The sequence below is a fragment of the Ensifer sp. LBL genome (assembly GCF_050435225.1).
Taxonomy (GTDB): Bacteria; Pseudomonadota; Alphaproteobacteria; order Rhizobiales; family Rhizobiaceae; genus Ensifer.
Window position 1 is genome coordinate 258,880 of record NZ_JBNDJY010000006.1, and the last position, 11,486, is coordinate 270,365.

Annotated in this window: 14 protein-coding genes, 1 tRNA gene and 1 riboswitch; of the genes, 3 read left to right on the forward strand and 12 right to left on the reverse strand. The window is 61.8% G+C overall.

What is annotated here, in order from left to right:
• Window positions 1–174: 174 nt before the first annotated feature.
• Complete coding sequence (gene trxA, locus OKW20_RS24300) at window positions 175–1,149, reverse strand: thioredoxin (RefSeq protein WP_429176326.1); 975 nt, start codon at window positions 1,147–1,149, stop codon at window positions 175–177.
• Between the two features lie 58 nt (window positions 1,150–1,207).
• Window positions 1,208–1,717 (reverse strand): prolyl-tRNA synthetase associated domain-containing protein, encoded by a 510-nt coding sequence (locus OKW20_RS24305; protein ID WP_429176329.1) that lies wholly within the window; start codon window positions 1,715–1,717, stop codon window positions 1,208–1,210.
• 251 nt (window positions 1,718–1,968) lie between these two features.
• On the opposite strand from OKW20_RS24305, the gene OKW20_RS24310 reads away from it, so the two are divergent.
• Window positions 1,969–2,043 (forward strand) — tRNA-Gly (locus tag OKW20_RS24310).
• A gap of 206 nt (window positions 2,044–2,249) precedes the next feature.
• On the opposite strand, the gene OKW20_RS24315 is transcribed toward OKW20_RS24310, so the two are convergent.
• The 9 genes from OKW20_RS24315 to OKW20_RS24355 form a co-directional block, all read right to left on the reverse strand.
• Window positions 2,250–3,266 (reverse strand): aldose epimerase family protein, encoded by a 1,017-nt coding sequence (locus tag OKW20_RS24315; protein WP_429176564.1) that lies wholly within the window; start codon window positions 3,264–3,266, stop codon window positions 2,250–2,252.
• A 194-nt stretch (window positions 3,267–3,460) separates the two neighbouring features.
• Entirely contained in the window at window positions 3,461–4,645 is a 1,185-nt protein-coding gene (locus OKW20_RS24320; protein WP_429176331.1) for a vWA domain-containing protein, read from the reverse strand.
• A 6-nt stretch (window positions 4,646–4,651) separates the two neighbouring features.
• Window positions 4,652–5,578: a homoserine O-acetyltransferase MetA gene (metA, locus tag OKW20_RS24325; protein WP_043626110.1), complete on the reverse strand. Its 927-nt coding sequence runs from the start codon at window positions 5,576–5,578 to the stop codon at window positions 4,652–4,654.
• Window positions 5,579–5,639: 61 nt separating this feature from the next.
• Window positions 5,640–5,717: riboswitch (SAM riboswitch) on the reverse strand.
• A gap of 251 nt (window positions 5,718–5,968) precedes the next feature.
• Window positions 5,969–6,418 carry an NUDIX hydrolase gene (locus OKW20_RS24330; RefSeq protein WP_429176335.1) on the reverse strand — a complete coding sequence of 150 codons (450 nt, stop codon included), beginning with the start codon at window positions 6,416–6,418 and terminating at the stop codon, window positions 5,969–5,971.
• On the reverse strand, window positions 6,415–7,254 hold the full coding sequence (locus tag OKW20_RS24335; RefSeq protein ID WP_034802731.1) for an AAA family ATPase: 840 nt from the start codon (window positions 7,252–7,254) through the stop codon (window positions 6,415–6,417). The genes OKW20_RS24330 and OKW20_RS24335 overlap by 4 nt, the downstream gene beginning before the upstream one ends.
• 103 nt (window positions 7,255–7,357) lie before the next feature.
• Window positions 7,358–7,738 carry a RidA family protein gene (locus OKW20_RS24340; protein ID WP_429176338.1) on the reverse strand — a complete coding sequence of 127 codons (381 nt, stop codon included), beginning with the start codon at window positions 7,736–7,738 and terminating at the stop codon, window positions 7,358–7,360.
• Between the two features lie 9 nt (window positions 7,739–7,747).
• Entirely contained in the window at window positions 7,748–8,353 is a 606-nt protein-coding gene (gene leuD / locus OKW20_RS24345; protein WP_291160301.1) for a 3-isopropylmalate dehydratase small subunit, read from the reverse strand.
• A 155-nt stretch (window positions 8,354–8,508) separates the two neighbouring features.
• Entirely contained in the window at window positions 8,509–8,925 is a 417-nt protein-coding gene (locus tag OKW20_RS24350; protein ID WP_429176341.1) for a VOC family protein, read from the reverse strand.
• A 209-nt stretch (window positions 8,926–9,134) separates the two neighbouring features.
• Window positions 9,135–9,389, reverse strand: a complete 255-nt coding sequence (locus OKW20_RS24355) for a hypothetical protein (protein ID WP_043620010.1) — start codon at window positions 9,387–9,389, stop codon at window positions 9,135–9,137.
• A 125-nt stretch (window positions 9,390–9,514) separates the two neighbouring features.
• On the opposite strand from OKW20_RS24355, the gene OKW20_RS24360 reads away from it, so the two are divergent.
• Together OKW20_RS24360 and OKW20_RS24365 are read left to right on the forward strand one after the other, a co-directional pair.
• Window positions 9,515–10,420 carry an HpcH/HpaI aldolase/citrate lyase family protein gene (locus OKW20_RS24360; protein ID WP_429176344.1) on the forward strand — a complete coding sequence of 302 codons (906 nt, stop codon included), beginning with the start codon at window positions 9,515–9,517 and terminating at the stop codon, window positions 10,418–10,420.
• On the forward strand, window positions 10,417–10,623 hold the full coding sequence (locus tag OKW20_RS24365; RefSeq protein WP_043620008.1) for a DUF1737 domain-containing protein: 207 nt from the start codon (window positions 10,417–10,419) through the stop codon (window positions 10,621–10,623). The genes OKW20_RS24360 and OKW20_RS24365 overlap by 4 nt, the downstream gene beginning before the upstream one ends.
• A gap of 281 nt (window positions 10,624–10,904) precedes the next feature.
• Here the strand turns inward: OKW20_RS24365 and OKW20_RS24370 are convergent, their stop codons facing one another.
• Window positions 10,905–11,339: a metallopeptidase family protein gene (locus OKW20_RS24370; protein WP_043620007.1), complete on the reverse strand. Its 435-nt coding sequence runs from the start codon at window positions 11,337–11,339 to the stop codon at window positions 10,905–10,907.
• Window positions 11,340–11,486 lie beyond the last annotated feature (147 nt).

Sequence of the window (11,486 nt, forward strand, 5' to 3'; positions counted from 1 at the left end):
GTATTCGCTTTGCCCCGCCAAGGAAGCGTGATCAACCAGATCAAAAGATGGTGCGCTGCCTGAAAATCTCAAGGGACGAGCCTGTCGATCTTCACAGGTGAAGATGGATCGTGATCGGATCCGCTTACGAAAAGGGGCGCAGATAGCGCCCCTTTCAAAAACATGTCTGACGGCTCAGGAGAACAGGATCGACGAGAGCTTGCGCCGGGCAGCGATGGTTGCCGGATCCTTCGGGCCCCAGACCTCGAAGAAGGAAAGCAGCTCGCGCCGCGCGCCGTCGTCGTCGTAAGCCCGGTCGCGCTTCATGATCGTGAGCAGATGGTCGGCCGCAGCCATCCGGTCGCCCTCGACGTTGCGGATCTTGGCGAGCAGCACGCGCGCCTCGTGATCATCGGGGTTTGCGGCGAGACGCCGTTCGAATTCGTTCGGATCGCCGAGCTTGCGGGCTTCCTCGATCTGGTCGAGCTTCTTGCCGAGGGCGGCAATGCCGGCGTCCTTGGCAAGGTCTTCCGGCAGGCTGGACAGCGCCTCGCGGGCCTCGGCGAGCTGGCCGAGCGCGATCATGCAATCGACCATGCCGGCAATCGCAACGACGTTTTCGGGATCGGCCTGCAGCACGGCGCCATAGAGGCCGGCGGCGTTCTCGGCATCGCCCGCATCGATCAGCGCCTTGGCGTCGGCGAGAACCGCTTCGATCTCGGCCTTGCTGTCGTCAACGGCGGGGCCGGCGATCTTTTCGATGAACTGCTTGATCTGGCTTTCAGGTACCGCGCCCATGAAGCCGTCGACCGGGCGGCCGCCGACGAAGGCGATGACGGCCGGGATCGACTGGATGCCGAGCTGGCCGGCGATCGAAGGATGATCGTCGATGTTCATCTTGACGAGCTTGACGCGGCCTGCGGCTTCCGTGACCACCTTTTCGATGACGGGGGTCAGCTGCTTGCAGGGACCGCACCAGGGCGCCCAGAAATCGACGAGAACCGGCTGCTGCCTGGAGGCTTCGAGCACGTCCTTGGTGAAGTTGGCAGTGGTGGTTTCCTTGATCAGGTCGCCGCCCGACGCGGCCGCCGGCGCCGGCTGGCCGAAGGAGGCCGAGGCCGTCATCTGAGTGCCGAAAGACCCTGCATAGGGATTGTCGCTGCCCGTCATTCTTCTCTCCTCGCCGGCTCGTCCGCCAGCTTACTGCATTCGCGCCAAAGATCGTATGTCAGGCCGTGACTTTCAAGACAAGCGGTTCGTGTCCGGTCGCTTCCATGAAGCGCAGAAGATCCTTCGAAGCGATCGCGGTCGTGGCGTCGTTGGAAAGCGGATGGCAGTTGACGATATCGAACGTCATCAGCGCTTCGTCGAGGATGACCTTGACGTTGCCCCCGGTGTCGTTGATCGCGCCGAAGGCGGTCACCGCACCTGGAATGACGCCGAGATATTCCATCAGCTTCTCCGGCTTGCCGAAGGACACCTTGCTTGCCGCGCCGATCACCTGGTGCACGGTCTTCAGGTCCACCGTCGCGTGCTCCTCGACGGTCAGCAGGAAATAGTTGTCCTTCTTGTCCTTCACGAAGAGGTTCTTCGTGTGGCCGCCGGGCGTCTCGTCGCGAAGCGCAACCGATTCGGCCACGGTGAAAACCGGCGCGTGGGTCTTCGTCTTATGCTCGATTCCAAGTCCATCGAGAAAATTGAAGAGGTCTTCGGCGGTTTTCGGCTGTGATTCACGCATGATTCTCATCCCTTGGGCACTCGTTTCGTCTCAGCTTTAGGGGAGAAGCCCGTCAGGACGCAATCTCACAGGCGGCGAGGCCAGCCGAAAACGCGGCATTTCCGGGCTTTGCGAGGGGTCTCCCAAAAAATATTCGATTTCTCGTCATTTCCCTGTTGCATTCCAAAATCGCTTAGGCCATATACCGCCCGTCGCCGCAAGACAGCGCCGACGCCACGGTCCACCGACTACCCCCGGACCTTGGATGATGAGCGGGTGTAGCTCAGGGGTAGAGCACAACCTTGCCAAGGTTGGGGTCGGGCGTTCGAATCGCCTCACCCGCTCCAATTTCTCCCAACCACTTCATTTCACAGTTGTTTTCGAAATGAACGGCATTTGCCGTCAGGCGCCCAGCGCTTCGCGACCGGACACTGTGCCGTGCGAATACGCGCGCTCTGCCGAACACAACGCCGGTATTTGGAGAGGCAGTCCTTTCGGCCGCTTCCCCGCCTTTCATTCATTGCAGATTGTCAACACGTGCGCGCGAGCGCGCTCAGCTCTTCATGAACACGTAGTCCGTCTCCTGCCGGCGGATCTCGCCGGGGCGCAGCACCGCGTTCGGGAAGCCGGGATGGTTGGCCGCATCCGGCCAGATCTGGGTTTCCAGGCAGAAACCGGCGAAGGGGCCGTAGCGGCGGCCTTCGAGGCCGGGGACGGGAATGTTCAGTTTGGCGCCGGTATAGAGCTGGACCCCGGGCTCGGTCGTCAGCACTTCCATCGTAACGCCCGAATCGATGCTGCGGGCAAGCGCCACCGAATGTTTCGCCATGCGTTCGTTCGAAAGGCAGAAATTATGATCGTAGGCGACGCGCTCGCCTTCGGTCTGGCGGCTGAGCCGCGTCATCTCCCTGAGATCGAAGGCGGTGCCTTCGACGGCAAGGATCTCACCCGTCGGCACCTGGCGTTCGGTGGTCGGCAGATAGTGGTCGGCGGCGATCATGATGTCGTGACCGAGGGCGTCGGCGCTGCCGTCGAGATTGAAATAGCTGTGCTGGCAGACATTGGCGAGCGTCGCTCGGTCGGTTTCGCTCTCGTAGACGACGCTCAGGACGCCGCCGGGCTTCAGCTGGTAGGTGCAGGTGACCTTGCAATTGCCGGGATAGCCGGCGCGGCCATCCGGGTCGGTAATGGCGAGCGTGACGCTGTCGGGCGTGTGCCGAACGATCGTCCAGTTGCGCTTGCCGATATTGTCGCTGCCGCCGTGCAGATGCGTGACGCCCTTCTCGTTCAATTCGAGCTGGTAGGCCTCGCCATCGAGGGTGAAGCGGCCGTTGCCGATGCGATTGGCGCAGCGGCCGGGCGTAGCGCCGAGATAGGGCGAGTGGGCCAGATAGCTTTCGAGGTCGGTAAAGCCGAGCACCAGCGGCGGCTCGTGGCCTTCCAGGCGCAGGTCCTGGATCACCGAACCCCAGGTGAGCACATGGGCGGTGAGGCCGCCACCGGAAAGCACCACACGATGGACCGGCTCGCCGGATGGCAGGTGGCCGAAGATTTCCGTGTTCTGATGCATGTTCACCGCTTACTCCCCTCTTCGCGATCGCAGCAACCTGCGTCATTTCAAAGAGCGCGGCAACTGGAATTCTCACTGCATGTGCCGTTAAATCGTCTCCGCTGCGGTACGAAAACATGCAAGCCATTCAAAGCGCTACGGCGACCCTGGCGGCTGTTCAAGGGCACACGGCGCTCAAGATTTTCGTGGCGCGTTCAACGCGACAGCTGCTTGGTCGCATCCTGAAGGCCGGCAAGCGTCAAAGGAAACATCCGCCCCTCGAACAGGCTCTTCACCATGCCGATCGACTGGGTGTAACTCCAGTGCTGTTCGGGCACGGGGTTGATCCAGATCGAGCGCGGAAAATGCGCCGTCAGACGCGAGAGCCAGAGGGCGCCTGCCTCGTCGTTCCAATGCTCGACTGAGCCGCCGGGGTGGCTGATCTCATAGGGGCTCATCGAGGCGTCGCCGACGAAGATCGCGCGGTAGTCGCCGCCATAGGTGCGCAGCACTTCGGTCGTACGGGTAATGTCGACGCGCCGGCGGCGATTGTCCTTCCACAGGCCCTCGTAGACGCAGTTGTGGAAGTAGAAATGCTCCATGTGGCGGAACTCGCTGCGAGCCGCTGAAAACAGTTCCTCGACGATACGAATATGATCGTCCATCGAGCCGCCGATGTCGAAGAACATCAGGAGCTTCACGGCATTGCGACGCTCGGGCCTTGTCACCACGTCGAGATAGCCGTGTTCGGCGGTGGCGCGGATCGTGCCACCGAGATCAAGCTCGTCGGCAGCACCCTGGCGCACCCAGCGCCGGAGGCGCTTCAGCGCCACCTTGATGTTGCGCGTGCCGAGTTCGACCGTGTCGTCGTAGTCCTTGAACTCGCGCCGGTCCCAGACCTTGACGGCGCGGCGGTGGCGCGACTGATCCTGGCCGATCCGCACACCCTCGGGATTGTAGCCATGGGCGCCGAAGGGCGAGGTGCCGGCGGTGCCGATCCATTTCGAGCCGCCCTGGTGCCGGCCCTTTTGTTCCTGCAGCCGCTGGCGCAAGGTCTCCATCAGCTTATCGAAGCCACCGAGCGCCTCGACCAGGCGTTTTTCTTCCTCGCTCAGATGCTTCTCTGCGAGCTTGCGCAGCCAGTCCTCGGGGATGACGGCCTCTTCGCCCGCCTCCATCGGGTTGACGGCTTCAAGACCGGAAAAGCAATGCTGGAACACGCGGTCGAAGCGGTCGATATGGCGCTCGTCCTTCACCAGTGCCGTGCGCGCCAGATAGTAGAAGGCCTCGACGTCGAAGGTGGCGATGCCCGCCTCCATCCCCTCGATCAAGGACAGGAATTCCCGGAGCGTGACCGGGACCTTCGCCGCCTTGAGTTCGAGGAAGAAGGGAATGAACATCTGACCTCAGCTTTTCCCGGCGCCGATCTCCGCGACATCATACGGCGTCGTCTGGTACATCTCGTTGATCCAGTTGCCGAAGAAGAGATGCGCATGACTGCGCCAGCGGTTCTGCGGCGGCAGGGTCGAATCGTTGTGCGGGAAGTAGTCGTGCGGCATCTTGATCGGCACGCCCGCATCCACGTCGCGGAAGTATTCGTCCGACAGCGAGGTCGAATCATACTCCACGTGGTTGAACATGTAGAGCCGGTTGCCCTTCTTCTCGTGCACCAGGCAGACGCCCATCTCCTTCGATTCCATCAGGATTTCGAGGCTCGGCACCTTGTCGATGTCGGCGCGGCGGACCTCGGTCCAGCGCGAGACCGGGACGGCGAAATCGTCGGAGAAGCCGTTGAGGTAGACGGAGGAACGATTGAGGTTCTGGTGGCGGTAGACGCCGAAGGCCTTTTCCTTCAGCGCATACTTGGGCACGTCGTGGAAGTGATAGATCGCCGCCATTGCGCCCCAGCAGACGTTGAGCGTCGAATGCACGTTGGTCTCGGTCCAGTCGAGGATGCGCTTCAGCTCGTCCCAATAGGTGACGTCCTCGTATTCGAGCGTCTCGACCGGCGCGCCGGTGATGATAAAGCCGTCGAACTTGCGGCCCTGCACTTCTTCCCAGGTCTCGTAGAAGGAGAGCAGGTGATCTTCCGAGGTGTTCTTGGCCCGGTGAGCGCCGATGCGCACCAGCGACAATTCCACCTGCAGCGGCGAGGCGCCGATCAGGCGCGCCATCTGGATCTCCGTCTTGATCTTGTTCGGCATGAGGTTCAGGAGCCCGATCTGGAGCGGGCGGATATCCTGACGGATCGCCACGGTCTCGGTCATCACCCGCACGCCCTCATGCACGAGGGTTTCGAAGGCGGGCAGCGTATCGGGAATCTTGATGGGCATGGGCTTCCACTCGATCAATACAAAAAAACCGGCGGCGATTGATCGCGACCGGTCCTCGGAAATCCAACTTTCCTCGGCCCTTTAGCGACTTGTTTAACGTGGCTGCAAGCCGGCCGGCCAAATCACCACGAAGAATTTGATAGCGCGACAGGGGCGCGGGGGTCAAGGAAAACGATTCGGGCGGGGCGGAGACGGCCCCTCATCCCGCTGCCGCGACCTTCTCCCCGCTGGCGGGGAGAAGGGGCCTTGCCGCACCCGATCGTTCCACAAGTCAAGCTCAGCCGGTCGTTTGGCTTGGTAGCCGGGTTCGCTATCCGCACGTCTCGGCTTGGAGCCAGCCGTCGTCCGCGTCCCCTCTCCCCGCCTGCGGGGAGAGGGTTAGTCCTCGGGTTAAACCCGAGGAGAGGGGCTACTTTGCAGCAGGTGTAGTGCGTCCCGCATTCCATACCCGAGCCGGTTCCTCGCCTCATCGATACCCAGCCAGAAGAAACGAAAGCGGATCGGGTCACCGCCGCCAAAAGGCGTCATTTCCTGATGTATCCACGTCTGCTGCTGCTCTCCGGTAAGCGCGACGTGAAAAAAGTGTCGCCGATGACAGATTGTCCTGCCGTCTTTCGGGTAGTGGTAGTCCTGCGTGACGAGATGGGTGAGCGCCTCCGTCGGCGTCAGCCCGGTTTCCTCGACGAACTCTCGCAAGGCCGATGTCTGCGGGCTTTCGCCCGGCTCCATCGTGCCGCCGGGTACCTGCAGCGCGATGTCGGGGAAATCCGGCTCGTCGAAGACCAGCAGGCGGTCCTGCCAGGTGGCGTAGATCAGGACCTTGTGGGCATCTGGGTTCATCCGTCGCGGCGCGCCATGAAGGCCAGGCGTTCGAAGAGATGCACGTCCTGCTCGTTCTTCAAAAGTGCGCCGTGCAGCTTCGGCAGCATGGTCTTGGCGTCGGCCCTGAGGTCTGCCGGATCGACCTCGTCGGCGACGAGCAGGCGGATCCAGTCGAGCGCCTCGGACGTGGAAGGCTTCTTCTTCAGGCCCGGCACCTGGCGGATGTCGTAGAAGGCAGCAAGCGCGGCCGAGAGCAGCGTCTTGCGGATGCCGGGATAGTGCACCTCGACGATACGGGCGAGCGTGTCCGCGTCGGGAAAGCGGATATAGTGGAAGAAGCAGCGACGCAGGAAAGCGTCCGGCAGTTCCTTCTCGTTGTTGGAAGTGATGATGACGATCGGGCGGTGACGGGCGCCGATCATCTCGCCGGTCTCGTAGACATGGAATTCCATGCGGTCGAGTTCCTGCAAGAGGTCGTTCGGAAACTCGATGTCGGCCTTGTCGATCTCGTCGATCAGAAGCACCACGCGGCGATCGGCTTCGAAGGCCTGCCAGAGCTTGCCTTTGCGGATATAGTTCCGGACCTCGTTGACGCGCTCGTCGCCGAGCTGGCTGTCGCGAAGCCGCGACACGGCGTCATATTCGTAAAGGCCCTGCTGCGCCTTCGTTGTCGACTTGACGCTCCATTCGATCAGTTCCAGGCCAAGGGCGGCGGCGATCTGGCGGGCAAGCTCGGTCTTGCCGGTGCCGGGCTCGCCCTTGACAAGCAGCGGCCGCTCCAGCCGGATCGCAGCGTTGACGGCGATCATCAGGTCCTTGTCGGCGATATAGTCGGCGGTGCCTTGAAATTGCATGGGCGTCTTCCGGTTCAGCGTAAGTCAGGCGAAGTCATGCCCTATGGACTATCGCATAATGGCTTAAATCGGAATCGTTTTGAGGGTAGGTGCGATCAAGGGGTCAGCCGCGAAGGGCAGTGACCTCGATCTCGATCAGCATTTCCGGGCGGATCAGGTCGCAGACAATCATGGTTGCGGCCGGGCGGATCTCGCCAAAAACTTCGCCGAAGATCGAGAACACCCGGTCGGCGAAGCTGGCATCGGTGACGTAGTAATGATTGCGGACAACGTCCTTCATCGAGAAGCCCGCTTCCTTCAGCGCGCCCTCGATCGTCTTCAGGCAATTGCGCGCCTGCTCCTCCACTGTCTCGGGCATGGTCATGGTGGCGTAGTCATAGCCGGTCGTGCCGGAGACGAAGCACCAGTCGCCCATCGCGACGGCACGCGAATAGCCTGCCGTCTTTTCGAAGGGCGAACCCGAGGAGATGAGCTTGCGCGCCATATCTTCGTTTTAAGCCCAGGGGCGCGCGGCGCCGACGGTCTTTTCGAAGCTGTCGATGGCGGTTGCCTTTTCCAGCGTCAGGCCGATGTCGTCGAGGCCGTTCAGCAGGCAGTGACGCTTGAAAGCATCGACCTCGAACTTGACCGAGCCGCCGTCCGGGCCGGTGATTTCCTGGGACTCCAGGTCGATCGAGAGGATGGCGTTGGAGCCGCGCGAGGCGTCGTCCATCAGCTTGTCGAGGTCAGCCTGGCTGACGACGATCGGCAGGATACCGTTCTTGAAACAGTTGTTGTAGAAGATGTCGGCAAAGGACGTGGAGATCACGCAACGGATGCCGAAGTCGAGCAGCGCCCACGGAGCATGCTCGCGCGAGGAGCCACAGCCGAAGTTGTCGCCGGCAACGAGAATGCTGGCGTTCTGGTAGGCCGGCTTGTTGAGGACGAAATCCGGGTTGACCGAGCCGTCTTCGTTGTAGCGGGCTTCGGCGAAGAGGCCCTTGCCAAGGCCGGTGCGCTTGATCGTCTTCAGGTAATCCTTCGGAATGATCATGTCCGTGTCGATGTTGACGACGGGGAGGGGGGCGGCGACACCGGTGAGCTTGACGAATTTTTCCATAACTTCAGGCCTTCGATTTCAGAAGAATGTTGCGCTAGCGTTTAGATGAGTTTTGCGCCGAAATGAAGGAAAATCTGTTCAAATAGGCGTCGCCGGGTGGGTGAAAATGCCCGCCCGGCGAGAGCTTCGTCCGGATTTCGATTGTCTGCAGGGACTTAGCCTGCCTTCACCGGGCTGTTCATGGCCCAGAGAACACCGAAGGGATCGCGGAGCTGGCCGTAGCGATCGCCCCAGAACATCAGTTCGATCGGCATCACCACCTCGGCGCCGGCAGCAACGGCGCGATCCCACCAGGCATCGATGTCGTCGACAGTCAGCGTCAGGGTGAAGGCCTGCGGCTTTTCCAGCGGATGGCCGTATTCCGGATAGGCGTCAGCCAGCATCAGCGAGCTGCCGTTGATATAGAGATGGATGTGCATCGTGCGGCCCTGCTCGTCGAGCGGATGCCGGTTGACTTCCTTGCCGCCGAAGGCGCGCTGGTAGAACTCGGAGGCCTTGGCGGCGCCATCGACCTGAAGATAGGGCAGAAGGCCGTTCAGGACCGGTGCCGGCTGCTGCGTCTGGGTATCCATATCGTTCTCCATCCTGTTTAAAGAGCCAGGACCGTGCTGGCCTGCCTCAAGGACGGACATGGAATGGTCGATCCGACATGGGGTCGAAAAAAAATTGCAGCCGGCTGAAAGACGGTTTTCAAGGGACGCAAACAGGGTTCGAGCCGATCGTCGATCGGCCCGATTGCGGGGTACCAAGATCGCTGGAAATCGATTCCGACCGCCGGGAATTAGAGGTCGATGATCGTGCCGCGACCGTCGTTCCAGATGCGCATCTCGCGCTGGCCCTGGGCGGGGCCCGCGGCAGCCGGGCGCACCGTGGCGCGGGCTGGCCTGAAGTTCAGCCGGGTGGCAATGGCGCTGCCGACCACGACAACGGCGGCGATGCCGGCAAGGGCGAGCGCCAGCGAGGCGGTAAGTACAAAGGCCGCGAACGTGATGGTCAGGGCTGCGGCCGTAAAGAGAACAGAGCGAATGCTTTGCATAATCGTCACCTTTCTGATGGCGATGTGGGGGCTCGCCTTCGGACTTGCAAGAGGCGGGCCCTCGAAAGGGGTGCGGCGGTTCGCCTCGTCTTGCGGAACGCAGCAAAGGCGGGCACAACTGAAGCATGAACAAATCGAGCGAACATCACCCGGTACGCCTGCGCCGCTCGGTGCTTTGCGTGCCGGCCGACAATGCCCGCGCGCTTGCCAAGGTCGCGGAACTTGCGACGGATGCTGCGATCTTCGATCTCGAGGATGCGGTAGCGCCCGAGTGCAAGGTGGAAGCGCGTGCGGCGCTGGTGCATTATCTGACGACAAGCCGGCCGGATTGCGAGATCGTCATCCGCATCAATGCGATCGGCTCGGACTATGGCCAGGGCGATCTTGCTGCAGCGCTTGCGGCCAATCCCGACGCCATCCTGTTGCCGAAGGTCGAAAGCCCGGCGGATATCCAGGCGGCGGCCGACTGGCTCGACGAGAACGATGCGCCGGAGACGTTGCGCCTCTGGGCGATGATCGAGACGCCGCGCGGGGTCATCAACGCGCCTCTTATCGCCGAGGCCGGCCGCACCTTCAGCGGCAGGCTCGATTGTTTCGTCGTCGGCCTCAACGACCTGCGCAAGGAGACCGGCGTTCCGGATCGTCCGGGCCGGCCCTATCTCATCCCCTGGCTGATGCAGATCCTGCTTGCCGCGCGTGGCGGCGGGCTCGATGTCATCGATGCCGTGTTCAACGATTTTCGTGACGCTGCCACCTTTGACGAAGAATGCCGGCAGGGCCGCGACATGGGCTATGACGGCAAGATGCTGATCCATCCGGCGCAGATCGGCCCGGCGAACGAGCGCTTCGGCGTCGAGCAGGTCGCCGTTGACGAGGCCCGCGCGATCATCGCCGCCTTTGCGCTCTCGGAAAATGCCGGCAAGGGCGTCATCAATTTGAGCGGACGCATGGTCGAGCGGCTGCATCTCGACCAGGCCGTAACGCTTGCCGCCAAGGCGGACCTCATCGAACAACGAAAGACAAGATCTTGAAACTCTACCGCTTCCTGACCGGTCCCGACGACGCCACCTTCTGCCACAAGGTGACGGCGGCGCTGAACCAGGGCTGGAGCCTGCACGGCTCGCCCACCTACGCCTTCAATGCCGATACGCAGCACATGCAGTGCGGCCAGGCGGTGGTCAAGGAGGTCGAGGGCAAGGATTACACCCCGGATATCAAGCTGTCGGAACAGTAGTGGCGCTGCCGTCAGTATCGGCGGCTGCCCCTCACCCTAGCCCTCTCCCCGCAGGCGGGGAGAGGGGACGTGCCAGCTCACGATGTCGCGGAACGGAGTTGCCGTCGGCGGGATGTCGGGGGCGTATTGTTGAGGCGAGTGGGTGCCGCGAGTCTCCTTCGCCCCGCTTGCGGGGAGAAGGTGGCCGGCAGGCCGGATGAGGGGCAAAGCGAAACGGTAAGCCCTGCTCTTTAAGTCACGCAATCCCGGACGGAAAACCGCTTCAACTTTCCTGGAATTGCTTAGCCGCCGACGTGCTCGACGCTGGCCTCGATCCGTTCCATGTCGTCGTCGGAGAGGCCGAAATGGTGGCCGATCTCGTGGATCAGAACGTGGGTGATGATGTCGCCGAGCGTCTCCTCGTTCTCCGCCCAGTAGTCGATGATCGGGCGGCGATAGAGGGTGATGCGGTTCGGAAACTGGCCGGTTTCCATGGTGAAGCGTTCGCTGATGCCGCTGCCTTCGAAGAGGCCGAGCAGGTCGAAGGGCGTTTCCAGTGCCATGTCCTCGAAAACGTCGTCGCTCGGGAAGTCGGCAACTTCGATGACAAGGTCGGTCGTCAGTTGGCGGAATTCCTGCGGCAGGTGGCCATAGGCCTCCAGCGCAAGCTGCTCGAATGTGGTAAGCGTCGGTGCGTGGCGTTCCCGCCAATCATCGGTCTGGTCAATGCGGGCCATAGGCACTCCTTGTTGCCCTCCATATAGCGATTTTGCCTTTGTTTTTCGAGTGTTGAATTCTTTGACCACAGGGACAGGAATAAATTCTTAGAATTGGCTGTTGACTCATTTATGAAGCTCTGGAATCTAATAGAACATAACATGAAC

Coding starts and splice junctions, on each gene's coding strand:
- trxA (WP_429176326.1), bottom strand. CDS start 1,149: ATGACGGGCAGCGACAATCCCTATGCAGGGTCTTTCGGCACTCAGATG.
- OKW20_RS24305 (WP_429176329.1), bottom strand. CDS start 1,717: ATGCGTGAATCACAGCCGAAAACCGCCGAAGACCTCTTCAATTTTCTC.
- OKW20_RS24315 (WP_429176564.1), bottom strand. CDS start 3,266: ATGCATCAGAACACGGAAATCTTCGGCCACCTGCCATCCGGCGAGCCG.
- OKW20_RS24320 (WP_429176331.1), bottom strand. CDS start 4,645: ATGTTCATTCCCTTCTTCCTCGAACTCAAGGCGGCGAAGGTCCCGGTC.
- metA (WP_043626110.1), bottom strand. CDS start 5,578: ATGCCCATCAAGATTCCCGATACGCTGCCCGCCTTCGAAACCCTCGTG.
- OKW20_RS24330 (WP_429176335.1), bottom strand. CDS start 6,418: ATGAACCCAGATGCCCACAAGGTCCTGATCTACGCCACCTGGCAGGAC.
- OKW20_RS24335 (WP_034802731.1), bottom strand. CDS start 7,254: ATGCAATTTCAAGGCACCGCCGACTATATCGCCGACAAGGACCTGATG.
- OKW20_RS24340 (WP_429176338.1), bottom strand. CDS start 7,738: ATGGCGCGCAAGCTCATCTCCTCGGGTTCGCCCTTCGAAAAGACGGCA.
- leuD (WP_291160301.1), bottom strand. CDS start 8,353: ATGGAAAAATTCGTCAAGCTCACCGGTGTCGCCGCCCCCCTCCCCGTC.
- OKW20_RS24350 (WP_429176341.1), bottom strand. CDS start 8,925: ATGGATACCCAGACGCAGCAGCCGGCACCGGTCCTGAACGGCCTTCTG.
- OKW20_RS24355 (WP_043620010.1), bottom strand. CDS start 9,389: ATGCAAAGCATTCGCTCTGTTCTCTTTACGGCCGCAGCCCTGACCATC.
- OKW20_RS24360 (WP_429176344.1), top strand. CDS start 9,515: ATGAACAAATCGAGCGAACATCACCCGGTACGCCTGCGCCGCTCGGTG.
- OKW20_RS24370 (WP_043620007.1), bottom strand. CDS start 11,339: ATGGCCCGCATTGACCAGACCGATGATTGGCGGGAACGCCACGCACCG.